This window comes from Mesorhizobium subarcticum, from assembly GCF_055456085.1.
In genome coordinates this window covers 1,608,605-1,632,894 of record NZ_CM144237.1, presented here as the reverse complement: position 1 = coordinate 1,632,894, position 24,290 = coordinate 1,608,605, and the positions used below count along the sequence as shown (strand labels likewise).

The 24,290-nt window shown below is 63.4% G+C and carries 27 protein-coding genes; 16 read left to right on the top strand and 11 right to left on the bottom strand.

Going from position 1 to position 24,290, the window contains the following annotated elements:
* Positions 1 to 2: 2 nt before the first annotated feature.
* Entirely contained in the window at positions 3 to 1,388 is a 1,386-nt protein-coding gene (locus ACZYHG_RS07850; RefSeq protein ID WP_464613298.1) for an NAD(P)/FAD-dependent oxidoreductase, read from the bottom strand.
* A 529-nt stretch (positions 1,389 to 1,917) separates the two neighbouring features.
* On the opposite strand from ACZYHG_RS07850, the gene ACZYHG_RS07845 reads away from it, so the two are divergent.
* Positions 1,918 to 2,298 (top strand): DUF2794 domain-containing protein, encoded by a 381-nt coding sequence (locus ACZYHG_RS07845; RefSeq protein WP_464613297.1) that lies wholly within the window; start codon positions 1,918 to 1,920, stop codon positions 2,296 to 2,298.
* A gap of 10 nt (positions 2,299 to 2,308) precedes the next feature.
* On the opposite strand, the gene ACZYHG_RS07840 is transcribed toward ACZYHG_RS07845, so the two are convergent.
* From ACZYHG_RS07840 to ACZYHG_RS07825, 4 genes are all read right to left on the bottom strand, one after another.
* Entirely contained in the window at positions 2,309 to 2,878 is a 570-nt protein-coding gene (locus ACZYHG_RS07840) for an N-acetyltransferase family protein (protein WP_464613296.1), read from the bottom strand.
* A gap of 123 nt (positions 2,879 to 3,001) precedes the next feature.
* A complete protein-coding gene (locus ACZYHG_RS07835) occupies positions 3,002 to 3,775 on the bottom strand; it encodes a Bax inhibitor-1/YccA family protein (RefSeq protein WP_027059369.1) in 774 nt (257 codons plus the stop codon).
* A gap of 228 nt (positions 3,776 to 4,003) precedes the next feature.
* Positions 4,004 to 6,553: an ABC transporter permease gene (locus ACZYHG_RS07830; RefSeq protein ID WP_464613295.1), complete on the bottom strand. Its 2,550-nt coding sequence runs from the start codon at positions 6,551 to 6,553 to the stop codon at positions 4,004 to 4,006.
* The gene (locus ACZYHG_RS07825; RefSeq protein ID WP_464613294.1) at positions 6,553 to 7,248 is read right to left on the bottom strand and encodes an ABC transporter ATP-binding protein; all 696 of its coding nucleotides are present in this window, start codon (positions 7,246 to 7,248) and stop codon (positions 6,553 to 6,555) included. The genes ACZYHG_RS07830 and ACZYHG_RS07825 overlap by 1 nt, the downstream gene beginning before the upstream one ends.
* An 82-nt stretch (positions 7,249 to 7,330) precedes the next feature.
* On the opposite strand from ACZYHG_RS07825, the gene ACZYHG_RS07820 reads away from it, so the two are divergent.
* Both ACZYHG_RS07820 and thpR read left to right on the top strand, forming a co-directional pair.
* Positions 7,331 to 7,975 (top strand): arylesterase, encoded by a 645-nt coding sequence (locus ACZYHG_RS07820; protein WP_464613293.1) that lies wholly within the window; start codon positions 7,331 to 7,333, stop codon positions 7,973 to 7,975.
* A gap of 129 nt (positions 7,976 to 8,104) precedes the next feature.
* Entirely contained in the window at positions 8,105 to 8,701 is a 597-nt protein-coding gene (thpR, locus tag ACZYHG_RS07815; RefSeq protein ID WP_464613292.1) for an RNA 2',3'-cyclic phosphodiesterase, read from the top strand.
* Here the strand turns inward: thpR and ACZYHG_RS07810 are convergent.
* A complete protein-coding gene (locus ACZYHG_RS07810; RefSeq protein WP_464613291.1) occupies positions 8,605 to 9,117 on the bottom strand; it encodes a low molecular weight protein-tyrosine-phosphatase in 513 nt (170 codons plus the stop codon). The genes thpR and ACZYHG_RS07810 overlap by 97 nt on opposite strands.
* A 106-nt stretch (positions 9,118 to 9,223) precedes the next feature.
* Between ACZYHG_RS07810 and ACZYHG_RS07805 the strand changes: the two genes are divergently transcribed.
* From ACZYHG_RS07805 to ACZYHG_RS07795, 3 genes are all read left to right on the top strand, one after another.
* Entirely contained in the window at positions 9,224 to 9,520 is a 297-nt protein-coding gene (locus ACZYHG_RS07805; RefSeq protein ID WP_464613290.1) for a 4a-hydroxytetrahydrobiopterin dehydratase, read from the top strand.
* Positions 9,521 to 9,647: 127 nt separating this feature from the next.
* Positions 9,648 to 10,010, top strand: a complete 363-nt coding sequence (locus tag ACZYHG_RS07800) for a YkvA family protein (protein WP_464613289.1) — start codon at positions 9,648 to 9,650, stop codon at positions 10,008 to 10,010.
* A 275-nt stretch (positions 10,011 to 10,285) separates the two neighbouring features.
* On the top strand, positions 10,286 to 10,789 hold the full coding sequence (locus ACZYHG_RS07795) for an invasion associated locus B family protein (RefSeq protein WP_464613288.1): 504 nt from the start codon (positions 10,286 to 10,288) through the stop codon (positions 10,787 to 10,789).
* Between the two features lie 56 nt (positions 10,790 to 10,845).
* Here the strand turns inward: ACZYHG_RS07795 and ACZYHG_RS07790 are convergent, their stop codons facing one another.
* Together ACZYHG_RS07790 and ACZYHG_RS07785 are read right to left on the bottom strand one after the other, a co-directional pair.
* Positions 10,846 to 12,201, bottom strand: a complete 1,356-nt coding sequence (locus tag ACZYHG_RS07790) for a chloride channel protein (protein WP_464613287.1) — start codon at positions 12,199 to 12,201, stop codon at positions 10,846 to 10,848.
* Positions 12,202 to 12,448: 247 nt separating this feature from the next.
* Positions 12,449 to 12,748, bottom strand: a complete 300-nt coding sequence (locus ACZYHG_RS07785; RefSeq protein ID WP_464613286.1) for a hypothetical protein — start codon at positions 12,746 to 12,748, stop codon at positions 12,449 to 12,451.
* Positions 12,749 to 13,055: 307 nt separating this feature from the next.
* Between ACZYHG_RS07785 and rlmN the strand changes: the two genes are divergently transcribed.
* The 3 genes from rlmN to ACZYHG_RS07770 are packed head-to-tail and all read left to right on the top strand — an operon-like array spanning position 13,056 to position 15,213.
* Entirely contained in the window at positions 13,056 to 14,288 is a 1,233-nt protein-coding gene (rlmN, locus tag ACZYHG_RS07780) for a dual-specificity RNA methyltransferase RlmN (protein ID WP_464613285.1), read from the top strand.
* Positions 14,285 to 14,734 (top strand): hypothetical protein, encoded by a 450-nt coding sequence (locus tag ACZYHG_RS07775; RefSeq protein ID WP_464613284.1) that lies wholly within the window; start codon positions 14,285 to 14,287, stop codon positions 14,732 to 14,734. The genes rlmN and ACZYHG_RS07775 overlap by 4 nt, the downstream gene beginning before the upstream one ends.
* Positions 14,731 to 15,213, top strand: coding sequence for a hypothetical protein (locus tag ACZYHG_RS07770; RefSeq protein WP_464613283.1), 483 nt, complete (start codon positions 14,731 to 14,733; stop codon positions 15,211 to 15,213). Before ACZYHG_RS07775 ends, ACZYHG_RS07770 begins: the two co-directional genes overlap by 4 nt.
* On the opposite strand, the gene ACZYHG_RS07765 is transcribed toward ACZYHG_RS07770, so the two are convergent.
* Both ACZYHG_RS07765 and ACZYHG_RS07760 read right to left on the bottom strand, forming a co-directional pair.
* On the bottom strand, positions 15,185 to 15,826 hold the full coding sequence (locus tag ACZYHG_RS07765; protein WP_464613282.1) for a LysE family translocator: 642 nt from the start codon (positions 15,824 to 15,826) through the stop codon (positions 15,185 to 15,187). The genes ACZYHG_RS07770 and ACZYHG_RS07765 overlap by 29 nt on opposite strands.
* An 87-nt stretch (positions 15,827 to 15,913) precedes the next feature.
* Positions 15,914 to 17,968: a putative bifunctional diguanylate cyclase/phosphodiesterase gene (locus ACZYHG_RS07760; protein ID WP_464613281.1), complete on the bottom strand. Its 2,055-nt coding sequence runs from the start codon at positions 17,966 to 17,968 to the stop codon at positions 15,914 to 15,916.
* A gap of 300 nt (positions 17,969 to 18,268) precedes the next feature.
* Between ACZYHG_RS07760 and ACZYHG_RS07755 the strand changes: the two genes are divergently transcribed.
* Complete coding sequence (locus ACZYHG_RS07755) at positions 18,269 to 19,492, top strand: argininosuccinate synthase (protein WP_464613280.1); 1,224 nt, start codon at positions 18,269 to 18,271, stop codon at positions 19,490 to 19,492.
* 59 nt (positions 19,493 to 19,551) lie between these two features.
* A complete protein-coding gene (locus tag ACZYHG_RS07750) occupies positions 19,552 to 20,019 on the top strand; it encodes a hypothetical protein (RefSeq protein WP_464613279.1) in 468 nt (155 codons plus the stop codon).
* Positions 20,020 to 20,138: 119 nt separating this feature from the next.
* On the opposite strand, the gene ACZYHG_RS07745 is transcribed toward ACZYHG_RS07750, so the two are convergent.
* Positions 20,139 to 20,936 carry a lytic murein transglycosylase gene (locus ACZYHG_RS07745; protein WP_464613278.1) on the bottom strand — a complete coding sequence of 266 codons (798 nt, stop codon included), beginning with the start codon at positions 20,934 to 20,936 and terminating at the stop codon, positions 20,139 to 20,141.
* Between the two features lie 145 nt (positions 20,937 to 21,081).
* On the opposite strand from ACZYHG_RS07745, the gene ACZYHG_RS07740 reads away from it, so the two are divergent.
* The 5 genes from ACZYHG_RS07740 (at position 21,082) to ACZYHG_RS07720 (ending at position 24,083) form a co-directional block, all read left to right on the top strand.
* Positions 21,082 to 21,210: a hypothetical protein gene (locus ACZYHG_RS07740; RefSeq protein ID WP_464613277.1), complete on the top strand. Its 129-nt coding sequence runs from the start codon at positions 21,082 to 21,084 to the stop codon at positions 21,208 to 21,210.
* A 90-nt stretch (positions 21,211 to 21,300) separates the two neighbouring features.
* A complete protein-coding gene (locus ACZYHG_RS07735) occupies positions 21,301 to 22,359 on the top strand; it encodes a zinc-binding metallopeptidase family protein (RefSeq protein ID WP_464613276.1) in 1,059 nt (352 codons plus the stop codon).
* 110 nt (positions 22,360 to 22,469) lie between these two features.
* Positions 22,470 to 23,414, top strand: a complete 945-nt coding sequence (locus ACZYHG_RS07730; RefSeq protein WP_464613275.1) for a lysostaphin resistance A-like protein — start codon at positions 22,470 to 22,472, stop codon at positions 23,412 to 23,414.
* 73 nt (positions 23,415 to 23,487) lie between these two features.
* A complete protein-coding gene (locus tag ACZYHG_RS07725; RefSeq protein ID WP_464613274.1) occupies positions 23,488 to 23,793 on the top strand; it encodes a type II toxin-antitoxin system RelE/ParE family toxin in 306 nt (101 codons plus the stop codon).
* A gap of 2 nt (positions 23,794 to 23,795) precedes the next feature.
* Positions 23,796 to 24,083, top strand: a complete 288-nt coding sequence (locus tag ACZYHG_RS07720; protein ID WP_464613273.1) for an addiction module antidote protein — start codon at positions 23,796 to 23,798, stop codon at positions 24,081 to 24,083.
* Positions 24,084 to 24,290: the final 207 nt, after the last annotated feature.

The following is a 24,290-nucleotide window of genomic DNA, read 5'->3' as shown; positions in this document are numbered from 1 at the left end:
CTTCAATGCCCGGTCAGCCGGTCGGCGAAAGCGGCCAGCCGGGACGTCCGCCCGAGGCCGTTTGCCTCGCGCTGGTCGGCAATCCGGTAGAGCTGGTACATGGCATGGACGCCGAGCCAGCGCAGCGGTTCCGGTTCCCATTTCTTGACCGTGCGGTTGACCCAGGGTAGCCGGGTCAGCTCGGTATCATGGCCGAGCACGAGGTCACGCAAGGTGCGGCCGGACAGGTTCGAGCTGGAAACGCCGAGCCCGACATAGCCGCCGGCCCAGCCAATGCCGGTCTCGCGATCGAAGCCTGAGGTGGTGCACCAGTCGCGCGGCACGCCGAGCGTACCGCACCAGGCATGGTCGAGACGCAAGCCCTTGGTCTGCGGCAGCAACCTGGTCAGCACTTCGTGCAATTGGTCGATGGTCGCCTGCTGGGTCTGGCCACGCACATCGGTGCGCGAGCCGAAGCGGTAGGGCACGCCACGGCCGCCCATGGCGATCCGGCCTTCCCGCGTGCGCTGGGCATAGCAATAGGTGTGCGCGGCATCGCCCAGCACCTCGTAGCCGCTCCAGCCGATCGTGTCCCAGAGCTTTTGCGGTAGCGGCTCGGTCACCACGATGGCGCTGTTGAGCGGCAGCCAGAGGCGTTTCAGGCCGGGAATGCCGGCTGTGAACCCTTCCGTGGCGCGCACGATCTTTTCGGCCCGCACGATGCCCCTGCTGGTGGTGACCTTGCCTTTCTCGATCGCCAGAACCTGCGTCTGCTCGTAGATCGGAATGCCAAGCCGCACGACCGCGGCCGCCAGCCCCTGCACCAGTTTGGCCGGCTGCACCCGCGCGACATTGCGGACAACGAAGCCACCCAGCACCTTGTCGATGGCGATGCGCTCGCGCGCCTCGCGCGCGTCGAGAAAAGCCAGCCGCTCTTGCGGCATGTCCCAGCGCAGCAGTTCATCATATTCAGCCTTGGCGCGCTGCAGCTGCGCTTCGTTGGTGGCCACGGTGATGTTGTCGACGCGGCGGATATCGGCGTCGAAGCCCTCGGCTTGCGTCACCGAGATCACTTCGTCGACGGTGCCGAACATGGCGCGCTGCATGTCGATGACAGCGCCGCGCGACGACGTCTTTGCGTATTTCTCGCGCGACCAACTGAAGCCGCCCGACAGCCAGCCGCCATTGCGGCCCGAAGCGCCGTAGCCGGCGAATTCCTTTTCGACGATGGCGATACGCAGCGAAGGTTGCGCTTTCTTCAGATAGTAGGCGGTCCACAGACCGGTATAGCCGGCGCCGACAATACAGACATCGGCCTCGATGTCGCCGGGCAAGGCAGGGCGATAGGCTGGAACACCGCCAATATCGGCATACCAGAACGACACGTCGCCATTGTGTTTGGCTTGCATTTTTTACTGCCTTCCAGAGCAATTCCAGGAGAAGTGTGAAGCGGTTTTCCGGGAAAGCGCACAGCGCTTTCCCTTGGGAATTGCATTAATCAAAGAGTTAGAGCGTTCGCCGTTTCCGTGAAAGGGTGAACCGCTCTAACTGGAAGGCAGGCATGAAAAAACCGACGTCAGCTTGCTTCTGACGTCGGTCATTTAGTTTTGGGATCGTCGCACCCGATTCTTCCAAGGAAAAACCGAGGTTGGTTCGATCCGACGCAGACCCGTGGGCGGGGGGCTTGGGGTTTACGAGCCGGTGCCGGACCGAACCGTCTCAGGCAACGCCGGTAAATTCGTCGGACATTGGGGCATGAGCGCGGATAAAAAATGGCGAGAATGTGGCGAAGCATCACCAATTCCAACACGCCGCGTTACAAAAGTGACTGGACGCCACAAAAACGGCGCGGCGCCGCCACCGCTTCGCCGGCTCTTGCAATTGCAGCGCGAAGGGGCCAACTTTGGTTGGCAAAGATTCATTTTGAGGGATCGAGGCATGACTGACGACAGCGGCGGGATGGGGGATGGGGACGCATCCGCAATATTAATCCCGCTGCACGAGGCCCGACGCGAGCGCCTCGACCAGCCGGTGCGCTTCGACCGGCGCGAACTGGACCAGATCCTCAGACTCTACGGGCGCATGGTCGCCGCCAATGAATGGCGCGACTACGCCATCGATCATCTGACCGACAGGGCCGTGTTTTCCGTCTTCCGCCGCGCCAGCGAAGTGCCGCTGTTCCAGATCGTCAAGGATCCGAAGCTGGCGCGCAAGCAGGGCGCCTTCGCCGTCATCGCCGCCGGCGGCCGCATCCTCAAGCGTGGCCAGGAGCTTGGCCGCGTGCTTGGCGTGTTCGACAACAAGCTGAAGCTGGTGTAGTCTCAAGCTATTATTTTTGCTCGAGAAATTTTCTTTCTGGCAATGAGTCTGGATCGGGCGGCAGCAACGCCCCACCGTTCAGCGACAGTTGCATGAACACTGTATCCAGCCAGCGCCCGTGCTTGTAGCCGGAACCTTCGAGCCGGCCCGAATGGCGAAAGCCGAGCTTTTCGTGCAGCTTGACCGAGGCGCTGTCGGGATGGCCATCGCCGATCACCGCGACGATCTGGCGAAAGCCCGCCGCCTCGGCGGCTGCGATCAAGGCCTGCATCAGCTTGAGGCCAACACCCTGGCCCTTGGCCTGAGGCGCGACATAGACCGAATCCTCGACAATGAAGCGATAGGCCGGACGCGGCCGGAACGCACCGGCATAGGCATAGCCGAGCACGGTACTGTCCTTTGCCGCCACCAGATAGGGAAAGTCGCCAGCCGTCAGCGTCTCGAATCGCGTGCCCATCTCCGCGCGGTTTGGCGGCTCCAGTTCGTAGCTCGCCGTGCCGTGTGTCACCGCTTCGGCGTAGATTTCGGTGATGGTGTCGAGGTCGGCCGAACTGGCCGTCCGAATCACGATATTGCTCATTCTTTACGCAAATCCTCTGTCTGCCTGCGATAACAGCAAAGGCCGGCACAAAAGAAAAGGGCGGCCGTTGGGCCGCCCTTCCGGAAGTCGATGGTCCAGTCAGACCATGATGCGAGCCAGGCCTTAGCGGCGGTCGCCCATGAACTGGAGCAGGAACATGAACAGGTTGATAAAGTCGAGGTAGAGCCTCAGCGCGCCCATGATGGCCTTGCGGCCGGCGACATCGGAAGCGTCACCATCGAAATACATCTCCTTGATCTTCTGCGTGTCGTAGGCGGTGAGGCCGGCGAAGACCAGCACGCCGATCGCCGACACGGCAAAGGACAGCGCCGACGACTGCAGGAAGATGTTGATCACCGACGCGATGATGATGCCGAACACGCCCATGATCAGGAACGAGCCCATCGCCGTCAGGTCGCGCTTGGTCGTGTAACCGAACAGCGACAGCGCGCCGAAGGCGGCGGCCGTGGCGAAGAAGGTCTGCGAAATGCTGGCGGTGGTGTAGACCAGGAAGATCGACGACAGCGACAGGCCGACGAGACCGGCATAGACCCAGAACGTGGTCTGCGCGGCAGCGACACTCATCGACTGGATCCTGAACGACAGGAAGAACACGGCGGCCAGCGGCGCCAGCATCACCACCCAGCGCAGCGGCGAGCCGAAGATCGCGTAGCCGAAGGACGTCAGCATCTCGCCGCTGGGCAGCGTTGCGACAGCCGAAGCCGGATCGGTGGTGGTGGCCAGCATGATCGTGCCGACAGCGGCAAGACCGGTGATGAGGAGGCCAAGCCCCATCAGATTGTAGACCTTGATCATATAGGCGCGCAGACCCTGATCGATGTCGGCGCGGACGCCGGGCACCGCCGACGTCTGATAATTGCGAATGGGATCAGCCATTGGAATCCTCTATTGCTTCTGCCCCGTCCGGTGTCGGGCCTCTTGCGGACCCAGGCGCCGCTGGCGGGACTCCAGCATGCCTGTGGCGAAATATGATGGTTATTCGCGTCAAGAACAAGACCGTAACCGGATGTAACGGTTCGTGAGAGGCCTAAATGCCGATTCCCCGGCTTTCCGAGCGGCATTCTTACCAAGATTTAATCCGGGACCGACGCTCCAGGCTGGTGATTACAGCTCGCGCAGCACCGGTGCCGCCTTTTGACCGAGCACCCGCCAGGTACCGGCAAGGCCGATGCCGACAGTGATGACCAGCGAAAACACGATGGTCGCGACCGCCACTTCGGGCATGAAATGCGATGGCAGCGTCATGATGCGGGCGACAATGTACCAGGCCGCGATGCCACCCGCGGCCAGCGCGAAGAGTGCGGTGGCCAATCCGATCAGCATGTACTCCAGGGAGAATGCCGTGATCAGCGTTCGCCTGGTGGCGCCCAGCGTCTTCAGCACCACGGCGTCGTGGATGCGCGCCCGATTTCCCGCGGCGAGCGCGCCGGCCAGCACCAGCACCGAAGCGATCAGCGCCACACCGGCCGCGGCCCGGATCGCCGTGCCGAGCTGACCGACCAGCCGGTTGACGACATCGAGCGCATCCTTGACCCGCACCGTCGTCACCGCCGGGAAGGCGCGGGTAACGGCGTTGAGGATCCGGGCGTCGTCCGCCGTGGTGGCAGTCTTCTCGGTCAGTGTCGCCATCCAGCCATGCGGCGCGCCCGCGAATGTGTTGGGCGAGAACACCATGACGAAATTGATGCCCATCGTCTCCCACTGGACCTCGCGGAAATTGGCGATCCTGGCCGTCACGTTGCGGCCAAGCACGTTGACGGTGACGGTGTCGCCAAGCTTCAGCCCGATCTGCTTGCCTTCTTGGGCCGAGAACGAGACCAGCGGTTCGCCGCTATAATCGGCCGGCCACCAGCTGCCTTCGGTCAGCGTCGCATTTGCCGGTTGCCTGGCATCATAGGTCAGGCCGCGATCGCCTTTCAGCACCCAGGCGCCTTCGGCCGGCACCTTGACCTTGTCGACATCGACGCCGTTCAGCGCCATCACCCGGCCGCGCAGCATCGGCACCTTGGCAAGGGTTCCCTGTGGCGCCTCCTTGCCGACCAGCGCGGTGAAGGCATCGACATCGCTGCTCTGGATGTCGACGAAGAAGAAGTTCGGCGCCCGCTCCGGCAGGCTGCCGGAGATCTGCTGCCTGAGATTCCCGTCGATCAGCGCCAGCGTCACCAGCAGCGTCAGCCCGAGCCCCAACGACAGCACCACCGATGGCGTCAGGGCGCCCGGCCGGTGGATGTTGCCGACGGCGAGCCTGAGCGCCACGAAGCGCACGCGCGGGCTCTTTTTCGCGACCCACTGCACCAGCGCACCGACCAGGCGCAGCACCAGGAAGGCAAAGATGGTGGCGCCGACGAAGATCGAGGCGATGCGCTGGTCTCCGGAAAACAGGATCGCCAGCGCCGCCAGCAGCAGCGCGATGCCGAGCGCCGAAGCGACATAGACGAGGCGCGGCTGGCCACGGCCTTCCAGCCCCATCTCGCGAAACAGCGCGGTGGCCGGCACGTCGCGGGCGCGGCCGAGCGGCAAAAGCGCGAAGGAAAGCGTCACCAGCAGGCCAAACAGTGCCGCCATGCCGAGCGCGCCGGGATAGAAGCCACCTTGCGCCGGCACCGGGATGACGGACTGGAGGGCGGCACTCGCCACGAACGGCATCAGTGCCCCGAGCACGAGGCCAAGCAGGATGCCCAACGCGGCAATGATCAGGATCTGCACGAGATAGACGGTAAAGACGAAGCCGCCGGAAGCCCCTAAGCTCTTGAAGGTGGCGATGACGCCGCGCTTGCCGTCGAGATAGGCGCGCACCGCATTGGCGACGCCGACACCGCCGACCACCAGTGCCGTCAGCCCGACCAGCGTCAGGAATTGCGAGAAGCGTTCGATGTTGGAGGACAGCGCCGGTGCCGCATTGTCACGCGTGCGGATCGACCAGCCGGCCTCCGGAAAATCTTTCGCGGCCTGGTCCTGGATAGCCTTCAACCGCGCCTCGTCCGCATCGGCGGGCAGCCGGACCTTATAGGCATTTTCGACGAGGCTGCCCGGCTGGATCAGCCCGGTCGCGGCCAGGCCCTCGGTCGAGATCATCAGCCTCGGCGCGAAACCGAAACCGTCGGACACGGCATCCGGCTCGGTGACCAGCGTGGCGCGCAGTTCGAATGTGGCGGTGCCGAGTTTCAGCCGGTCGCCGAGCTTGAGATGCAGCCGTTCGAACAGCAGATCGGGCGCCGCCGCGCCGAAAACACCGGATTGCTCGCCAAACAGGTCCTGCTTCGACAGTTTCGGCTCGGTCTCCAGCGCGCCATAAAGCGGATAGGCATCGTCGACCGCCTTGGCCTCGACCAATGCCTGGTCCGACCCGTCGGCAAGACGCGCCATCGAGCGCATGCTGGCGGTGCGCGAAACCTCGCCCAGCCCGTCGAGGAAACCACGCTCGGTCTGGCTGGCGTCGCGCTGGTTGATCTCGAAGCGAAGATCGCCGCCAAGCAGCGTCTGGCCCTGGTCGGCGACACCGGCGCTGATCGAGCGCGCCACCGAATTGACGCCGCCGATCGCCGCGACGCCAAGCGCGATGCAGGCGAGGAAGATCAAGAAGCCGGACAGGCCGCCGCGCATCTCGCGCAGCGAGAAGCGGACGGCAAGCTTCAACGTCTGTGCCAGCGGCATCAGGCCGTGACCTTCAACGGCACTGGTGCCTCGATCTGTCCCGAGCGCATCGAAACCTGGCGCGAGCAGCGGGCCGCGAGCGCGGGATCATGGGTGACCAGCACCAGCGTCATGCCGCGTTCGGTCGCCTTGGCGAACAGGAGGTCGGCGACCTGCCGCCCCGTCGCTTGGTCGAGATTGCCGGTCGGCTCGTCGGCGATCAGAATGCGCGGCGACGGCGCCAGCGCCCGAGCGATCGCCACGCGCTGCTGTTCGCCGCCCGAGAGTTCGCCGGGATAGTGGGTGATGCGGTCGCTCAGGCCGACAGCCGCCAATTCGCGCGCCGCCACCGAAAACGGATCGGCGTGGCCGGCCAGTTCCAGCGGCACCGCGACATTTTCGAGCGCCGTCATGTTGGGGATGAGGTGGAAGGACTGGAACACAATGCCAATGTTTCGGCCACGAAACGAAGCAATCTGGTCCTCGCTTTTGCCATTAAGCAGCTCGCCGGCGATTCGTACCGTACCCGAATCGACCCTTTCCAGGCCTGCCAGCACCATCAGCAGTGTCGACTTGCCAGACCCCGAAGGGCCGACGATGCCGGCCGCCTCGCCGCGCGCCACTTCGAGGCTGACGCCCTTCAGCACATGGACTGAAGACGCGCCTTCGCCGAGCGTCAGGGATACGTCTTTCAGCGCGATGACGGCTTCTGTCAAAATCAAAGTGTCCTATATCAAGGGATGGAGGCTCTGCTTGCCGGAAGCCGAAGAGAATTTTCTGTCATATGGGGCCTGCCGCATGTCTTTCAAACGCCAGATAGCCGCAGGTTTGATCCTTTTCCTCGCCGTTTGCGGCGCCATTTCGTCGGCGCGGGCCGAGCCCTTCAAGATCGTCGGCTTCGGTGACAGCCTGATGGCGGGCTTCGGCCTCGGACCCGGCGATGGGTTTACCGACAAATTGCAAGCCGCACTTCGCGCCAAGGGGCATGATGTGACCGTCGCCAATGCCGGCGTTTCCGGCGACACCACCAGCGGCGGCCTGGCGCGGCTCGAGTGGTCGGTGCCGGACGGAACCCAGCTGGTCATCCTCGAACTCGGCGCCAACGACATGCTGCGCGGCGTCGCACCGGAAATCACCCGCAAGAACCTGGACGAGATGCTGGGCAGGCTGAAACAGCGCAAGATCGCCGTGCTCCTGGCCGGCATGCGCGCCGCGCCCAATCTCGGCGCCGACTACCAGACCGCCTTCGACGCCATCTTTCCGGACCTGGCGAAGAGATACGACATCACGCTCTATCCGTTCTTCCTCGACGGCGTCGCCGGGCAGCCCCGCCTGCAGCTCGAGGATGGTTTGCATCCGAATGCCGGAGGCGTCGATGTGATGGTCGAGCGCATCCTGCCCACCGTCGAGAAGGCCATCGCGGCGGTGCCCGGAGGCAAATAAGGCCGATCTGGGCCTGTTTCCGTTAGGGAAACTTATTTGCGAGACCTGTGACCAACAAACCTCTTGCCCCGTTTGACTATCGATGATTCGCTAGGGATGACATTTCGATTCGAGGAAGGGAGGCTCTTCATGCCGCGTCTTTTCACCGCCCTCGAAATTCCGCGTGACGCCGCCCTTTCGCTGTCCCTGCTCCGGGGCGGCCTACCAGGGGCCCGTTGGATCGACGTCGAAAACTACCATCTGACGCTGCGCTTCATCGGCGATGTGCCCGGTCACGTAGCCGATGAGATTGCCAACGCGCTCGACCGTGTCCACCGCCCCTCCTTCTCGCTGACCCTGTCGGGCGTCGGCGCTTTTGGTCAGAAAAAGCCACACGCGGTATGGGCCGGCGCTTCCCCCTCGCCCGATCTGGCCGCGCTTCAGGGCGAGATCGACCGCATCTGCCAGCGGCTCGGCATTCCCGCCGATCCACGCAAATTCATGCCACATGTCACACTTGCGAGACTGCGCAATTCGAGCCCGCTGGACGTTGCGCAATATCTGTCGGCGCGCGGCAATTTCTCGACGCTGCCGTTCCGTATCGGCCGCTTCGTCTTGATGTCGTCGCGCGATTCGGTCGGCGGCGGGCCTTACATTGTCGAGGAAGCCTGGTCACTGTCGGGCAAGGACGCCCGCGCCACCAGCCTTGTCGCCAGCGCCTCCGACGCCTCACGGATCATGCGGTAGACCTCGGCAAAGGCTTCCGGCCCGTCATAGTAGGGATCGGGCACGTCGCGCGCCTGCCCGTGCGCGAATTCCAGGAAGAGTTGCACCCGGTCCCGCGCAGGCGCCAGCGCCCTGAGATCAGCGACATTCGAGCGATCCATGCCGAGGATCAGGTCGAAGCGGGAGAAATCCTGCGGCGTGACCTTGCGTGCCCGCTGCCCGGAAATGTCGATGCCGTGATGCAAGGCGATCGCGATCGAACGAGGATCGGGAGCCGAGCCGACCTCCCAGCCGCTGGTAGCCGCCGAATCGAGGAGGATGCCCGGCGCCAGTCCACGCTCTGACCAGACAGCGCGAAAGACGCCCTTGGCCAGCGGCGACCGGCAGATGTTGCCGAGGCAGACGAAAAGAATGGAGTTTATGGGCTTTATGCTCATTCGATATGCGCCGTTTGTGCATTTGGAACCCCAAAACCGCAACGCACGTTTGGCCGACATGCACTATGATGAGGGTCATTTCGGGGAAATAGCACGGGAAGCTGACATGACGAGAGAGAAACTGGACAAGCAAGCGGCCGAAGCAGCGCTGGTCGGGCTCGACGGCTGGGTACTGGCAAAGGACGCCAGCTCCATCCACCGCACTTTCACCTTCAAGAATTTCTCAGAAGCCTTCGCCTTCATGACACGCGTCGCCATGGCCGCGGAAAAGATGGACCATCACCCGGAATGGTCGAACGTCTACAAGACCGTCGACGTCACGCTGAACACCCATGATGTCGGTGGCCTGAGCGTGCTTGATATCGAGATGGCCAAGAAGATGAACCGCTATTTCGGCGACTGAATATACGCCTCGCCGTGAGCGGCGAGCCCAAATCGGCACCGGCATCTTGCAGCCGGGTTCACCTTTCACCACATTTTCCCTCGCGGGCGTGCGCCAGGATGCGCATGAGACCCGCAAGGAGAACTTGATGGCGCAACAACCCGGTTTTGATTTCTTCGGCTTTGCTGACAAGCTCGGCGGCGAAGGCGAGGTGCGCGAGAAATTCTGGCGCACGGCCAAGAAGGCCGCGCGGCAGATTCCGTTCATGGAAGAAGTCGTCGCTGCCTACTACTGCGCCATGGACAAGAACACGCCGCTGCGCGCCAAGGCCATATTGGTGGCCGCGCTCGGCTATTTTGTCCTGCCCTTCGACCTCATCCCCGACTTCATCTTCGGGATCGGCTTCACCGACGACATCGCCGTGCTGACCGCCGCGATCACCGCCGTCAGCGCCCATATCACGCCGGCGCATCGCCAGGCCGCCAAGGACGCCATCGCCGACAAGGGCTGAGCGTCTCGATCCGGCACATGCGCTCTGGATACCGGCGTTCTGAGGCGCAACTAAAAAGTCAAACTCTTGCCGCTTTCGTGGCCTCCAAGTCGCCGAAGGGACGTCGCGCCGGCCGCTGACAAGGCGGCGGAGCGGGAATGGTGGCGGTTTCCTGCGGTGAGCGTCCTTTTGTTGAGGGAAATTCACCGTTTGGTAACCCAGATTAAATCAAAATGAAGCGAAGGCAGGACGCCACGCCGGCCGGCCTCCGCACCATTTGGAATACGGGAAAAACGATGCGCGGATTGATAGCACTAGTCTCGAGCCTGGCCTTGGTGACCTTCGCGGCGCCGGCGCTGGCGCAGCAGGCGACCAAGATCGGCCAGCACAATGCCTGGGGCACCTACAGCTACCAGGCATCGGGCGGCAAGGTCTGCTACGTGCTCACCGTGCCGACCGACAAGCAGCCGCCGACGCTCGACCATGGCGACATGTTCTTCTTCGTCAGCCAGCGCCCCGGCCAGCAAGTGTCCTACGAGCCGCAGTTCATTGCCGGCTATAATTTTCAGGAAGGCTCCAAGGCCACCGTCACCATCGACAAGAAGTCCTTCTCGATGTTCACGCGCGGCAAGTCGGCCTGGGTCGAGAACGCCGCCGAGGAACCGGTGCTGATCGCCGCTATGAAGACCGGCACCGACATGAAGGTGTCGGCCAAGTCCGGCCGCGGCAACCCCACGAACTATGTCTTCTCGCTGAAGGGCATTTCCGCGGCGCTGACATCAATCGCCAAGTGCAAATAGGCAGAGCCTCGTTCTGAAACGAAAAGGCCGGGCCGCAAAGCCTGGCCTTTTGCTTTTCAGCCATGGCCTGGTTCTGGCGCGGCTTCCGCCCGCCGCCGCCGGATCGCCTCGGCGATGAACACCCGCGACAGCGCGTGATAGAGCGGCTCGTGCGAGATCATGCGTGCCGTGCCATAGCCCAGCATCGAGGCCAGCATCAGCGCAATGACATTGTCGTGATTGCCGGTCATCTCCAGGATGATGACGAAAGCCGTCATCGGCGCCTGCACGACACCGGCGAAATAGCCGGCCATGCCAAGCAGCGCCGCTGCGCCGGTGCTGGCGCCGAACAACAGGCCGAGCGAACTGCCGATGCCGGCGCCGACCGCCAGCGAGGGCGCGAAGATGCCGCCGGGAATGCCCGAAACCATCGATAGCAGCCCGGCCAGGAATTTTTCCCCGAAGAAGAACCACGGCAGCGGCGTGCCCTCGACGGCACCACGCGCCTGCACGTAGCCGGTGCCGAAGGTCAGCCCGCCCGAGGCGATGCCGATCACCGCCACGCCGAGCCCGCAGACAGCGGCCACCAGCAAGGCACGCCGCAAAGGCTGCTGCGTGTGCCAGCGCCGGATCCGCCGCGTTGTCTTCAGCGCCAGCAGCGAGAACAGCGCACCGAAACCGCCGCCGATGACGCCGCAGGCGATCACCAGTGGCCACTCGGCGGCAAACGAGATCGTGTCCTTCGAGATGCCGAAATAGGTGTAGTTGCCGAGCAGGCCGAGCGAGGCGAGCCCGGCCAGGATCACCGCCGTCAGCACCAGACCGTTGGTGCGCGCCTCATAGGTGCGGCCCATCTCCTCGATGGCGAAGACGATGCCGGCAAGTGGCGTGTTGAAGGCCGCGGCGATGCCGGCCGCCGAGCCGGCCAGGATCAGACCGCGCGCCTGCGCCATGCCGCCCCAGCGCGCCGCCTGCAGCATCAGCGAGGCGCCGACCTGCACCGTCGGGCCTTCGCGGCCAATGGAAGCGCCGCAGAACAGGCCGATGATGGTGAGCGCGATCTTGCCCGCCGCCAGCCGCAGCGACAGAAGGTGATTGCGATCCTCCTCGTCACGCAAATGGCGCGCGGCGATCGCCTGCGGAATACCGCTGCCTTGCGAGCCCGGAAAGAAGGCATGGGCGAGCCAGGCGCACAACACGAAACCGAGCGGGGTGATGCCAAGCGGCAGGTAGACGCGCCAGCCGCTGCCATCGCCTGTCATCATATGGAACAGCGCCTGCGCCTTGTCGGCCAGCACCGCGAACAGCACGCTGATGACGCCGATCGAGACCGCACCGGCCCAGAACACCAGCCGCGGCTGCCACACCCGCCGCGAGCCGAGCATCGCGCGCGAGCGCCGCAGCATGGGATATTTTCGCGATGTGCCGGCCATGACTGTCCTCGCAATGGAGGCCCAGCCCTAGCATAGACATGACCTCGATCAAGCCTGTCGGATCAAGTCGCTGTCACGCCATCATTTGAAAAAGGGCCTCGGCCGCGATAGCGGCTGTTGGCATACGCCGAAGTTTTAGAGGCTAGTCCTGAAACGTCGGCCGAGGCTCGGCGCAGCGTCGGTGTTCGTCGAGAAGGATGCTCCCGCCAGCTCCTGCCGGCGGGGGCGGTTCCTGTGGATCCAGGTCTCACATGGCCATTTTTTCACATTCGGCCTGGGCCTTCTTGGTCGATGTATCGATCATGTAGGCTTTGCCCTTGGCATCGGTGATCATCATCATGCAGTGCTTGATCGGCTTGGCCATCTTCATCATCTCGGCGCCCATCTTTGCATCTGGCATCATGGTGCCCATATGCCCGTCCGGCATGATCGCCGTCACCTCCCCGCCTTTCATCATGGTCATCGTGCCCATTGCGTCTTCGGCAAAAGCCTGCGGGGTGGCAAGGCCGACGAAGGCGGCAATTACGGCGAGCTTGATCGAGTTCATTCAGCATACTCCCATTTTGCAAGGGCATGGTTGCCCCCCTCAGGCTTCGAAGGCAGGACGGGGATCGTTACTGCAACACGACTATGTGATCGGGTCCGGCATGCGGCGGGAATATGGAAAGAAGGCTGCCAGTCATTTGAAGCGGCTGGTCCGTGTGTCGACCAGATTATTCTTGGCTGAAATATTGCCCGCACGCTCGGGTTGCGTCCGCCCCGCATGACTCCGCCCTCAACCTGTGCTATGCGCCGCGCTCTATGTCAGGCACGATGGATGAAATCGGCCGCAAAACGCTTATATCTGTGCAACCATGACCCTTTCCTTCGACCTCACCACCGAGGGTGCCCGTGACGCGTTGCGCGCCCACGCGGCTCCCGAGAAGCCGTCGCTGATCGGCCTGACACGCGCCGAGCTCGGCGAGGCACTCGTCGCGTCCGGCATCGTGCCGGAGCGCCAGGCAAAAATGCGCGCCCAGCAGCTCTGGCACTGGATGTATGTGCGCGGCGTTTCCGACTTCCCCGGCATGCTCAACATCTCGAAGGGCCTGCGCGCCGAACTCGACAAGCATTTTACCGTCGCGCGGCCCGAAATCGTCGAGGAACAGATCTCTTCCGACGGCACCCGCAAATGGCTGTTCCGCTTTCCGCCGCGCGGCGCCGGCCGCCCGGTCGAGATCGAGACCGTCTACATCCCCGAGGAAGGCCGCGGCACGCTTTGCATCTCCTCGCAGGTCGGCTGCACGCTGACCTGCTCCTTCTGCCACACCGGCACGCAGAAGCTGGTGCGCAATCTGACGGCGGAAGAGATCCTGGCGCAACTGCTGACCGCGCGTGATCGGCTCGGCGACTTCCCCGATCGCAACACGCCGGACGGCGCCATCGTGCCGGCCGAAGGCCGCAAAGTGTCCAACATCGTCATGATGGGCATGGGCGAGCCGCTCTACAATTTCGAGGCGGTGAAGAAGGCGCTGCTGATCGCCTCCGACGGCGACGGCTTGTCCTTGTCCAAGCGCCGCATCACGCTTTCGACCTCCGGCGTCGTGCCCGAGATCTTCCGCACCGGCGAGGAGATCGGCGTCATGCTGGCGATCTCGCTGCACGCCACCAATGACGATCTGCGCGACTTGCTGGTGCCGATCAACAAGAAGTATCCGCTGAGCGAGCTGATCGCCGCCTGCCGCGCCTATCCCGGCCTGTCGAATGCCAAGCGCATCACCTTCGAATATGTGATGCTGAAGGACGTCAACGATTCCATCGAGGACGCCAAGGGCTTGATCAAGCTGCTCAAGGGCATTCCGGCCAAGATCAACCTGATCCCGTTCAACCCGTGGCCGGGCACCAACTACCAGTGCTCGGACTGGGAGACGATCGAGAAGTTCGCCGACTACATCAACAATGCCGGCTATGCCTCGCCGATCCGCACCCCGCGCGGCCGCGACATCCTCGCCGCCTGCGGCCAGCTGAAATCGGACTCGGAGCGTATGCGCAAGGTCGACCGGCTGGCGCTGGAAGCCATGATGATCGCGGGGCACGGCGAGGCGTGAGCCGTCTCGTCGTCGGGCTCAAGCGCCTCGCCGCGATAGCAGTCGGTTATGTCGCCGCTGTGGTGACCTCGATCCTGGTACCCGTGCTGCTGATCACCCTTCTGGAAGGGATCGAGTACGGCAACTGGTCCCTGGTTTTCACCTTCGACTGGCTGGGCTCCTTCCCCCTCGCCGTGTTGACCGTGGCGGTCTGCGCCCTGCTGATCGTCGGCCCCGCGATCTTCATCGCCGAACGGTTGTCGCTGCGGGGCTGGTTCTATTTCGCGGTCACCGGTGCGATCACCTCTATCGCCTTTGGCGTTTTCGTCCCGGGCTCGGCCGGAGGGTTTGTGTTCAATCCGGGCTTTCTCGGCTTTCTGGCCACCGCCGGCAGCGCCGCCGGCTCGGTCTACTGGCTTCTGGCTGGGCGCAAGTCCGGCCAGCTCATGAACCGGAATCCGGGATGAACCGTCTCGTCGCCTACATCGTGCGCCTTGCCATCATCCTGTTCGGCTATGCCGTCGCATCGCTGGCGGCGAGCGCTTTCCTCAACATCCTGTTCCTGGCTTCACTCGGCTTTAGACCGCAAGTCGCGCAGCCGGTCGCCACGGCTTCGCTGTATTTTTCAATTCCCTTCGTCGCCCTGTTCGTCGCCTATTTCGCCTTCATGCCGGCGGCGATCGTCATCCTGATTGCCGAAATCCTCGGCCGGCGGGACTGGCTGTTCTATGCGCTGGGGGGTGCCGTGGTCGCCGGCGTTTTCCTCGGCATGGTCGATCATGCCCGCGACTCCACCTTCGCGGTGACCGACACCAGCGCCATCATGGCGGTGATCGGCGGTGGCATGGTCGGCGGCATCTTCTACTGGCTGAGCGCCGGGCGCTGGGCCGGAAGCTGGTGGCAGGACGCGAACGCGCCTACTTCGCCTGGGCCGTCAGGATCTTGAGCGCGAAGGCCGAGAACACGCCGGCGAAGAGATAATCGACCACCCGCGTGACGCGCGGGCTGGCCTTCATCGCCGCCGAGAATTTCTCCGCCGCCAGCACCATCGGCGCGGTCACCGGGATCGACAGCACGATGAACATCGAACCCAGGAAGAACAGCTTTCCCGGTGCGTGCGGATCATGCGCGGAAACGAACTGCGGCAGGAAGGTCATGAAGAACAGGATGATCTTCGGGTTGAGCAAATTGACGCCAAGCCCCGCGGCCCAGCTGCGCAGCAGCGAGATCTGCGGTCCCGTCTTCTTCTCCGGTGAAAAGGCCGAGCCCTTGGTGATCGCCTGCCAGGCCAGGAAGACGAGATAGCCGGCGCCAAATATCTTCAGCGCGAAGAAGGCCATCGGCGAGGCGACGATCAGCGCCGAGACGCCGACCACCACCAGCGTGGTGTGGATCAGCGTGCCGCACAGCGCGCCGGCCATCGAGGCAAAGCCGGCGGCGCGCCCCTGGCTCAGCGTGCGCGAGACGAACAGGGTCATATCAGGCCCAGGCGTGATCGCCAGGATCACGGTGGCGATGGCGAACTGGATCAGCGTGGCGGTGTCGGGAATGAAGGACATGGGCGGCCTCGGAGGATTGCCCGGGCCTATACAGGATGCGCGGAAGCGCCGCCAGATATGGGGATGGTGCAAGCATGCAGGCGAAGGTCAGGCCGCCGACTGATCGAGTTCGGCCAGCACGACAGCCGCCACTCCGGTCAACAAAATCTGGTCGATCGGCTTGGGCCGGCCAAGGAAATAGCCTTGCGCCTCGTTGCAGCCTTCGACCTGCAGGATGGTGAGCTGGACATAGGTCTCGACGCCTTCGGCGAGCACCGGAATATCGAGGCTGCGCCCCAGTGTCAGCACGGCGCGGATGATCGCCTTGGCCTGCGGGCTGCGCTCGACATCGGCCATGAAGGAGCGGTCGAGCTTGATCTTGTCGAACGGAAACGAGCGCAGCGTGTCGAGCGATGAATAGCCGGTGCCGAAGTCATCGATGGCGATTGTTACGCCCAGCGCCTTGATCTGGCGCAGCACATGCAGCGTGCGCACCTTGTCGGCGACGATCGTCGATTCGGTGAGCTCGAGTTCGAGACGCTTCGGCGACAGGCCGGTTTCGATCAGGATCTGGTGGACGAGCTTGGCGAGATCGGCATGGGCAAGTTGCACCGGCGACAGATTGACAGCGATCTTGTGCTCATTGTTCCAGGAAGCGGCCTGGCGGCAGGCGGTGCGCAGCACCCATTCGCCGATCGCCAGGATCGAGCCATTCTCCTCGGCGATCGGAATGAATTCGACGGGCGGCACCATGCCGCGCACGGGATGGGTCCAGCGCAGCAGCGCCTCGTAGCCACAAGTGGCACCGGTCGCAACCGAGGTCTGCACCTGATAGTGCAGCGAGAGCTCGCCGCGCTCGATCGCCAGGCGAAGGTCCGTGGCCAGCGCGCGGCGCGCCCGCGCCGTCTCGTCCATGGCCGATTCGTAGAAGCAGACGGCCCGCGTCACGTCGTTCTTGGCTCGGTACATGGCCAGATCCGCATTGCTGACCAGCCTCTCGCGGTCGGCGCCGTCACGCGGATAGACGGCGACGCCGATGCTGGCGCCGGTGATTGTCTCGAAATCGTCGATCCGCAAGGGCTGGAACAATGATTTTTCCAGGCGCGACACCAGGCCGAGCAGGTCGTTCTGGTCCTTGAAGCGCTTGATGGCGGCAAATTCGTCACCGCCTAGCCGGGCGACGAACTCGCCGTCGCCGGCCAGCTTCGCCAGCCTGCGGGCAACGATCTTGAGCGCCTGGTCGCCGGCGGCGTGTCCCCTGAGGTCGTTGATTTCCTTGAAGCGGTCGAGATCGATGACGATGACCGCGGTCATCGTCTCGTCACCCTCGCGCACTTGCTCGATCTCATGGTCGAGGCGGTCGTTGAAGGCGACGCGGTTGGCAAGCCCGGTGAGCGCGTCATTGAGGGCAAGATGCTGCAGCCGCTCGAAGCTCTCGAGCCGGCCGCGCTCGTCGATCAGGTAACTGGCGAAGCCGGTCGCCGCGACGATCATGCCGACCACGGCGACCGCGACGGCCATCGCTTCGAGGATATCGGGATTGGTTCCCGTGGTGATGAAGGAGAGCGGCGTTACCGCCACCGCCGCCATCGCCGTGAAATGAAGGCCGACGATCGCAAGCACCAAAAGCCCGATGCCGAGATGGTGCGACCAGCGGTGCGGCCGGCGCACCGCCTGGCCGATCGCCACGGCGGAGAACCCCATCGCGATCACCAGCGACGCGACGACATAGACGGCGTCCCACTCGACGATGCCGGCCACATGATAGGCCATCATACCGGTATAGTGCATGGCCGAGATCGCCAGCCCGACAAGGCATCCGCCCCATTCCGGCGCCAGCCCGCGGCCTTTGTCCAGGGCAAGGCCGAAGCCCGCCCCGGTTCCGGCCATGGCGATGACCAGGGATATCATGGTGAGCGCCGGATCGAAGGTGATCGGCGCGCCGGGCTGATAGGCCAGCATGGCGATGAAATGCGTGCACCAGATCGAGGAACCGGCCGCGACCGCGGTCAGGAACAACCATCCGCGCATCTGCACGCCGACGGTTTTCCTGGCGCGGTCCAGGAGACCGATCGTTACCCAGCAGCCTGTGACGCACATCAGCGCCGCCAGCAGGACAAGCCACAGATTATGCTCCGTGACGATGCATGATATAACGCGCATCAAGAATGGCCCAAGCCCGAGGACACCCGCGTTGAGCGGGCAAAAGCCGCTTCGGCACTCGCGTGGCCAACGCAGCTCTGTCTTGCTCGTTTAGCGACAGGGCATGAAAACTTGCTTAAATCCTCCAGTCGAATGCAGCCGTTGATTGCAGCAGGTTGTTCTCCAGCTCGCATCGCCATCTGCCGCCCTGGATCAGCAGTCTGGCGCCGCGCGCGCTTGCTCGCTTTGCCGTTCCTGCTAAAAGGCGCTCCGACAATCCGTGACGCCCGGCTTCAAGCGTCCGCCATCGACGGAGCAGAAATGTCCAAGACCAAAGACGTCAAGAAGGTCGTGCTCGCCTATTCCGGCGGCCTCGACACATCCATCATCCTGAAATGGCTGCAGACCGAACTCGGCGCTGAAGTCGTCACCTTCACCGCCGACCTCGGCCAGGGCGGCGAACTGGAGCCGGCGCGTCAGAAAGCCGAGATGATGGGCATCAAGGACATCCGCATCGTCGATGTGCGCGAGGAATTCGTCTCCGACTTCGTCTTCCCGATGTTTCGCGCCAACACCGTCTATGAAGGCACCTACCTGCTCGGCACCTCGATCGCACGGCCGCTGATTTCCAAGCACCTCGTCGAGATCGCCAAGGAGACCGGCGCCGATGCGATCGCGCACGGCGCCACCGGCAAAGGCAATGACCAGGTGCGTTTCGAGCTTTCGGCTTACGCGCTCAACCCCGACATCAAGGTCATCGCGCCATGGCGCGACTGGTCGTTCAAGTCGCGCACCGACCTGATCAATTTCGCCGAGCAGCACCAGATCCCGGTGGCCAAGGACAAAAGGGGCGAGGCACCGTTCTCGGTCGACGCCAATCTTCTGCATTCCTCCTCGGAGGGCAAGGTGCTGGAAGATCCGTGGGTCGAGCCGCCGGAATTCGTTCACCAACGCACCATTTCGCCGATGGATGCGCCCGACACCGTCACCGAGATCGAGATCAAATTTTTGAAGGGCGATCCGATCGCGCTCAACGGCAAGAAGCTGTCGCCGGCGACCATGCTGGCAGCCCTCAACGATCTCGGCCGCGACAATGGCATCGGCCGGCTCGACCTGGTCGAGAACCGCTTCGTCGGCATGAAATCGCGCGGCGTCTACGAGACGCCCGGCGGCACCATCCTGATCGTTGCCCACCGCGCCATCGAATCGATTACGCTCGACCGGGGTGCCGGCCACCTCAAGGACGAGTTCATGCCGCGCTATGCGGAACTCATCTACAACGGCTTCTGGTTCTCGCCCGAGCGGCTGATGCTGCAGGCGATGATCGACAAGAGCCAAGAAGACGTCGAAGGCACGGTGCGGCTCAAGCTCTACAAGGGCAATGTCATCGTCACCGGCCGCAAGTCGAAGAAGACGCTCTATTCCGACGCACTCGTCACCTTCGAGGACGACCGCGGCGCCTACGACCAGAAGGACGCTTCCGGCTTCATCCGCCTCAACGCGCTCAGGCTGCGCACGCTCGCCGCACGCAACCGCGCGAAGTAGCAAGGATGCATGGCCTTGGCCGCCACCTGGCGTTGCTGGTTTTTCTAGCGACGCCGGCCATGGCCGAGGATTTCGATCCCGCCTCGCTTGACCTTGCCGCGCTGATCGAATGCAGGGCGGATGTGCCGACCTACAATGAATTTGCCATTTGGCTGTCCAGCGCACCTGGTGCCGTCGAGGCGCTTGGCTGGAAGAAGATTAACTCGCTCAATCCGTTTCTCAGCCAATACGAGCTGCCGGCCAAAATTCAGGTCTTCGATCGCGAGACGGAATCAATCGTCTTTACCGCTTCCGGGCCGATGGCCTTGCTCGATGGTGTTGGCGCGCCAGACCTTGCCAAAGAGCTCAATGTCATAGCCGTCATTTCGACGCCGGAAAAATTCCTTGGCGAGAAGGTTGTTGTCAAAAGCACCGAGAAAACAGAGGGATTGACCTTCTCCACGAACATTACGCTCAACGTCTCGACCGTCGGGTCGCACCCCGGCAAGACGCTGGCTGGCTGCTCCTATACCTTCGCAATTGAATGAAGAATCCGGCGTCGAGCCGTTTTCCGGTCAGGCCTTCGACCCTTCCGGGCATCTCAAGTGCCGATCCCAACAAAAAAGCCCGGCGCATGGCCGGGCTTCCTGTCGAACAGAGCTTTCAATCAGTCGCCATCGATCGCCGTGGCGATCTGCACGATAGCCTGCTGGTAGACGTTTGCGTCATTCCAGCCGGCAATGGCGCCGATATTGGACGCGGCGCTCGCACCCCGCCGCCAACCATGGCCCTTGAGGAAGTTGGCCGTCGAAGCCAGGGCAGTTGCCTTGTCGCGCAGGTTTCCGCTGCCCACGCCATACTTCAAGACGTTCCCGGGCAGGAACTGCGTATGGCCGATCTCGCCATGCGCGGCGCCGACCGACGAGGCGCTCAAGGCGCCGCGATCAACCAGCTTCAGGGCCGCGATGGCATGCGGATGAAAGAACTCCGGCCGGCGGCAGTCATAGGCAAGCGTCACAATGGCGGAGACCGTATTCTGGTTGCCCATGGAGGAACCAAAGCCCGTCTCCATGCCCCAGATGGCCAGCAACACACCGGGCGACACGCCGTAGGTGCTTTCGATCTGGCTGAACAGCGCCGCGTTCGACTTCTTCAGCACACGGCCCTTGGAAATGATCGCCGCCCCGCCACGGCGTTTCATGAAGGCGTCCACCGAACCGCTGAAAGCCTTGTGAATGCCGCGGTCGACGGAGATTGTCTTTGTCGCGTAAGTGGCGCCAGCCAAAGCGGCCAGGCCCCTGGCACCCACACCCTCAGACTTGGCCTGTGCGGCGAAGCCCGGCTTCCAGGCCTCGAAGCCTGCACCGGTGCTGCCGCAACTGGCCGCCGCCTGTGCACCCGTCGCCAGCCCAAGCACAGCCACCACCGCTGCCGCTAAAATCCTACCCTTGGCAAGAAATGCCATGTTGTTCTCCTGGTTGCCTGATTCACGTCCCATCTGCGAATTTGCCAGCGAAACGCACGTTTGTCACCGTCCGCAGTACAATGCTGGCGAATGCCGGGGAATTTGCCTACGATCAAGTGATTATTGTGGCGGGGTCGAAATAGCCATGGAAGACGTTGACGTCGTCGGCGCCGGCGAGGGACACGCCGGTCCACGGCTACCGACCTGTGGCGGTGCGTGCCTCTCGGGCGAAGCGGTGGCCAGCCAGGTCGCCGCCCAACTTGCGGCGAAATAGTCTCGATGCGATGCGGAACGCTGGCCGGCGGCTCGCGTTTGGGCACGGGCCGCATGCACGCTGTGCCTCTTCTGGTGAATTGAGACCGACATGAAACTCTTCGACTGCCCGCATTGCGGCCATCGTCTCTACTTCGAGAACGCCCAGTGCCTGAGCTGCTCCAGCCTTGTGCTCTACGATCCCGAGCGTGCCCGCTTTACCTTGTCTGGCGTTGACGGGGCTATCCAATGTACCAATGCCGATGAATGCGCCTGCAACTGGATGGCCGAGCCCGGACACGCCTTTTGCCGCGCCTGCGTGCTGAACCAGCTGATCCCCGATCTCTCCGTCGACGGCAACCGCCGCCGCTGGATCCGTGTCGAGGCGGCGAAGAAGCGCGCCATCTATTCGCTGCTTGCTTTCGGCCTGCCGGTGGCGCCCAAGCAGAACCCGACGGACGAGGTCGGCCTCGCCTTCGACTTCCTCGCCGATCCGATCGGCGGCGGGCCTGGCGGCGAGCGCATCCTCACCGGCCATGACAATGGCCTGATCACGCTCAACGTTGCCGAAGCTGACTCGGCCGAGCGCGAGAAGCGCCGCGTCGAGATGGGCGAGAACTATCGCACGCTGCTCGGCCATTTCCGCCACGAGCTTGGCCATTATTACTGGGACCGCCTGATCCGTGACAATCCGGACAGGCTTGCAGCCTTCCGCGCCCTGTTCGGCGACGATCGCGCCGATTACGAACAGGCGCTGAAAGACTATTACGCCAACGGCGCGCCGCCGGACTGGCAGCAAGGCCATATCTCGGCCTACGCCACCTCGCACCCATGGGAGGACTGGGCCGAAACCTGGGCCCACCACCTGCACATCACCGACACGCTGGAGATGGTTTATGCCTTGAACTTCCCGCTCGGCCGGCTGGAGACGGTGGACGCGAAGGATTTGCCGCAAGGCGACACCGGCGGCGGGCTGCAGGCGGCCCCTTCGGAGCCGGCGAACACGCCTGAGCCCTTCGACAAGATCCTTGCCCGCTGGCTGGTGCTGTCGGAAGCTTCCAATTCGATCAACCGCTGCATGGGTCTGCCCGACCTCTACCCTTTCGTCATTTCGGATATCACCGCGGGCAAGCTCGCCTTCGTGCACGATCTGTTGACCAGACCGGGATAAGCCTGCCGGCAGCGCCGATCCCAGGCGCGCTGATGGAGAGCAATTCCAGGAAAAGTGCGAGCGGTTTTCCGTCCGGAATTGCGTCAGAACAGAGGGCAAAGGGAACCAGCGTGACGATCGACGACACTGCCTTCGAGCGCTACCGGCGGTCGCCGAACGCCAAAACGACCTTGCTGCGCCTGTTCCTGGGAACGCTGATCGTCGTCGTGTTGTGGGGCGCCACCACCGCGGCCGTGCTGTTCGGCGGCACATATGTTTACTTCGCCTGGCAAGCAGCGGCGGTTCCTCCGGCCGATGGCGTGGCACAGGGTTTCCTCGCCTCGCCGATCGGCGTCCTCAGCGCGCTCGCCTCCTTCGCCGGCATCTGGATCGGCCTGTGGATGGCCATGCGCTGGGTGCATGGCGAACCGCTATCGGTACTGGTCGGCGCCGGCCGCCGTGTGTCGTGGCCAGACTTCCTCAAGGGCCTGGTCGCGGTGCTGATCACCTCCGCTCTGTCCGAAATCCTGCTCTATCTGCTGCAGCCCGGGATTTCGCGTGGCACGATCAGCCTGTCGTCCTGGGTGCTGTTCGCGGTCCCGATCGTAGCGCTCACTCTGCTGCAGACGTCGTCGGAAGAGGTGCTGTTTCGCGGGTACCTGTTGCGCGGTCTGGCCAACCGGTTCAGGAGCCCGCTGATCTGGGCGCTGCTGCCCGGCCTGCTGTTCACCTCGCTGCACTGGAGCAGCGCATCGTCGTCAGCCATCAACGCCTGCGTGCTGGTCTCGATCGCCGCTTTCGCGCTGCTGCTGACGCTCGTGATCTATGCCACCGGCAATCTCGGTGCCGCACTTGGCGCCCATCTCGGCAACAATCTGACCGGCTTCCTGCTGATCTCGCACCAGGAGAGCTATAATTCCTTCGCCCTGTTCACCGCGAGGCCGCTCGAAGGGCCGGGGTGGATGATGTCGGATGCCATTCTCATAGCCCTGATCGGCATCGCCTGCAGCTTGCTGACGGTCGTGCTGCTGCTGCATCCCCGCTCGCCGCTGAAGGTCTCGGCCGAGCTCCCGTAAGCGTGCCGGGCAGATAGATAGAGGATGGCTGTCTGTGAACTATTTTTCACACATAGCTTGACATATCGCCCATGTGAACTATAGTTCACAAGTGATCGAGGTTCGCCAAACAACCGCCTTTCGCGACTGGCTGAACAGCCTCAAGGACAAGCGGGCCGTCGAAAAGATCGCGATCCGCATTGCCCGTATCCAGTCCGGCCTCATGGGCGACGTGAAGTACTTCGACGGCATCGGCGAACTTCGGCTGGATTTTGGGCCCGGATACCGGCTCTATTTCGTCAAGCGCGGCAACGAAGTCATCATCCTGCTTTGCGGCGGCGACAAGTCCGGCCAGGGTCGCGAGATCAAGAAGGCCCTCCAGATGGCCAAGGAGCTGTGATCATGGCAATCGAAACCGTTCCCTTTGATCCCGCCGAACATCTTGGCAGCGCCGAGGGGCAGGCCGAGCTGCTGGCCGACGCTTTTGCGACCGGCGACCCCAGCTATATCGCCAACGCGCTTGGCATTGTTGCCCGGGCGCGCGGCATGACCGCAGTTGCAAAGGAAGCGGGCGTCACGCGTGAAGCTCTCTACAAAGCACTGAGGCCCGACGGCGACCCACGCCTTTCGACATTACTGGGGGTCACCAAGGCGCTCGGGGTGAAGATCACAGCCGAGCCGGCCAGCTGATATCGGGAGCCGGAGACGACCTTCCAGGGGAAATTTGTCTGATAGACGTCAAACCACTGCTAAAAGGCCGTGCGCCTTGTCGCCCGGCCTTGTCTTGACTCCGCGGCCGATTTCCTGTCTACACGCCCCGAATTCCGCGACGAGTATCCCTCCGAGCAAGCCGACCAGGACGCCGAAGCCTCTTTGAGGCCAAGTGCTGTAAATCGA

What these genes read in the sequence shown, in the direction of transcription:
- ACZYHG_RS07850 (WP_464613298.1), bottom strand. Translation starts at nt 1,388, where the DNA reads ATGCAAGCCAAACACAATGGCGACGTGTCGTTCTGGTATGCCGATATT.
- ACZYHG_RS07845 (WP_464613297.1), top strand. Translation starts at nt 1,918, where the DNA reads ATGACTGACGACAGCGGCGGGATGGGGGATGGGGACGCATCCGCAATA.
- ACZYHG_RS07840 (WP_464613296.1), bottom strand. Translation starts at nt 2,878, where the DNA reads ATGAGCAATATCGTGATTCGGACGGCCAGTTCGGCCGACCTCGACACC.
- ACZYHG_RS07835 (WP_027059369.1), bottom strand. Translation starts at nt 3,775, where the DNA reads ATGGCTGATCCCATTCGCAATTATCAGACGTCGGCGGTGCCCGGCGTC.
- ACZYHG_RS07830 (WP_464613295.1), bottom strand. Translation starts at nt 6,553, where the DNA reads ATGCCGCTGGCACAGACGTTGAAGCTTGCCGTCCGCTTCTCGCTGCGC.
- ACZYHG_RS07820 (WP_464613293.1), top strand. Translation starts at nt 7,331, where the DNA reads ATGTCTTTCAAACGCCAGATAGCCGCAGGTTTGATCCTTTTCCTCGCC.
- thpR (WP_464613292.1), top strand. Translation starts at nt 8,105, where the DNA reads ATGCCGCGTCTTTTCACCGCCCTCGAAATTCCGCGTGACGCCGCCCTT.
- ACZYHG_RS07810 (WP_464613291.1), bottom strand. Translation starts at nt 9,117, where the DNA reads ATGAGCATAAAGCCCATAAACTCCATTCTTTTCGTCTGCCTCGGCAAC.
- ACZYHG_RS07805 (WP_464613290.1), top strand. Translation starts at nt 9,224, where the DNA reads ATGACGAGAGAGAAACTGGACAAGCAAGCGGCCGAAGCAGCGCTGGTC.
- ACZYHG_RS07800 (WP_464613289.1), top strand. Translation starts at nt 9,648, where the DNA reads ATGGCGCAACAACCCGGTTTTGATTTCTTCGGCTTTGCTGACAAGCTC.
- ACZYHG_RS07795 (WP_464613288.1), top strand. Translation starts at nt 10,286, where the DNA reads ATGCGCGGATTGATAGCACTAGTCTCGAGCCTGGCCTTGGTGACCTTC.
- ACZYHG_RS07790 (WP_464613287.1), bottom strand. Translation starts at nt 12,201, where the DNA reads ATGGCCGGCACATCGCGAAAATATCCCATGCTGCGGCGCTCGCGCGCG.
- ACZYHG_RS07785 (WP_464613286.1), bottom strand. Translation starts at nt 12,748, where the DNA reads ATGAACTCGATCAAGCTCGCCGTAATTGCCGCCTTCGTCGGCCTTGCC.
- rlmN (WP_464613285.1), top strand. Translation starts at nt 13,056, where the DNA reads ATGACCCTTTCCTTCGACCTCACCACCGAGGGTGCCCGTGACGCGTTG.
- ACZYHG_RS07770 (WP_464613283.1), top strand. Translation starts at nt 14,731, where the DNA reads ATGAACCGTCTCGTCGCCTACATCGTGCGCCTTGCCATCATCCTGTTC.
- ACZYHG_RS07765 (WP_464613282.1), bottom strand. Translation starts at nt 15,826, where the DNA reads ATGTCCTTCATTCCCGACACCGCCACGCTGATCCAGTTCGCCATCGCC.
- ACZYHG_RS07760 (WP_464613281.1), bottom strand. Translation starts at nt 17,968, where the DNA reads ATGCGCGTTATATCATGCATCGTCACGGAGCATAATCTGTGGCTTGTC.
- ACZYHG_RS07755 (WP_464613280.1), top strand. Translation starts at nt 18,269, where the DNA reads ATGTCCAAGACCAAAGACGTCAAGAAGGTCGTGCTCGCCTATTCCGGC.
- ACZYHG_RS07750 (WP_464613279.1), top strand. Translation starts at nt 19,552, where the DNA reads ATGGCCGAGGATTTCGATCCCGCCTCGCTTGACCTTGCCGCGCTGATC.
- ACZYHG_RS07745 (WP_464613278.1), bottom strand. Translation starts at nt 20,936, where the DNA reads ATGGCATTTCTTGCCAAGGGTAGGATTTTAGCGGCAGCGGTGGTGGCT.
- ACZYHG_RS07740 (WP_464613277.1), top strand. Translation starts at nt 21,082, where the DNA reads ATGGAAGACGTTGACGTCGTCGGCGCCGGCGAGGGACACGCCGGTCCA.
- ACZYHG_RS07735 (WP_464613276.1), top strand. Translation starts at nt 21,301, where the DNA reads ATGAAACTCTTCGACTGCCCGCATTGCGGCCATCGTCTCTACTTCGAG.
- ACZYHG_RS07720 (WP_464613273.1), top strand. Translation starts at nt 23,796, where the DNA reads ATGGCAATCGAAACCGTTCCCTTTGATCCCGCCGAACATCTTGGCAGC.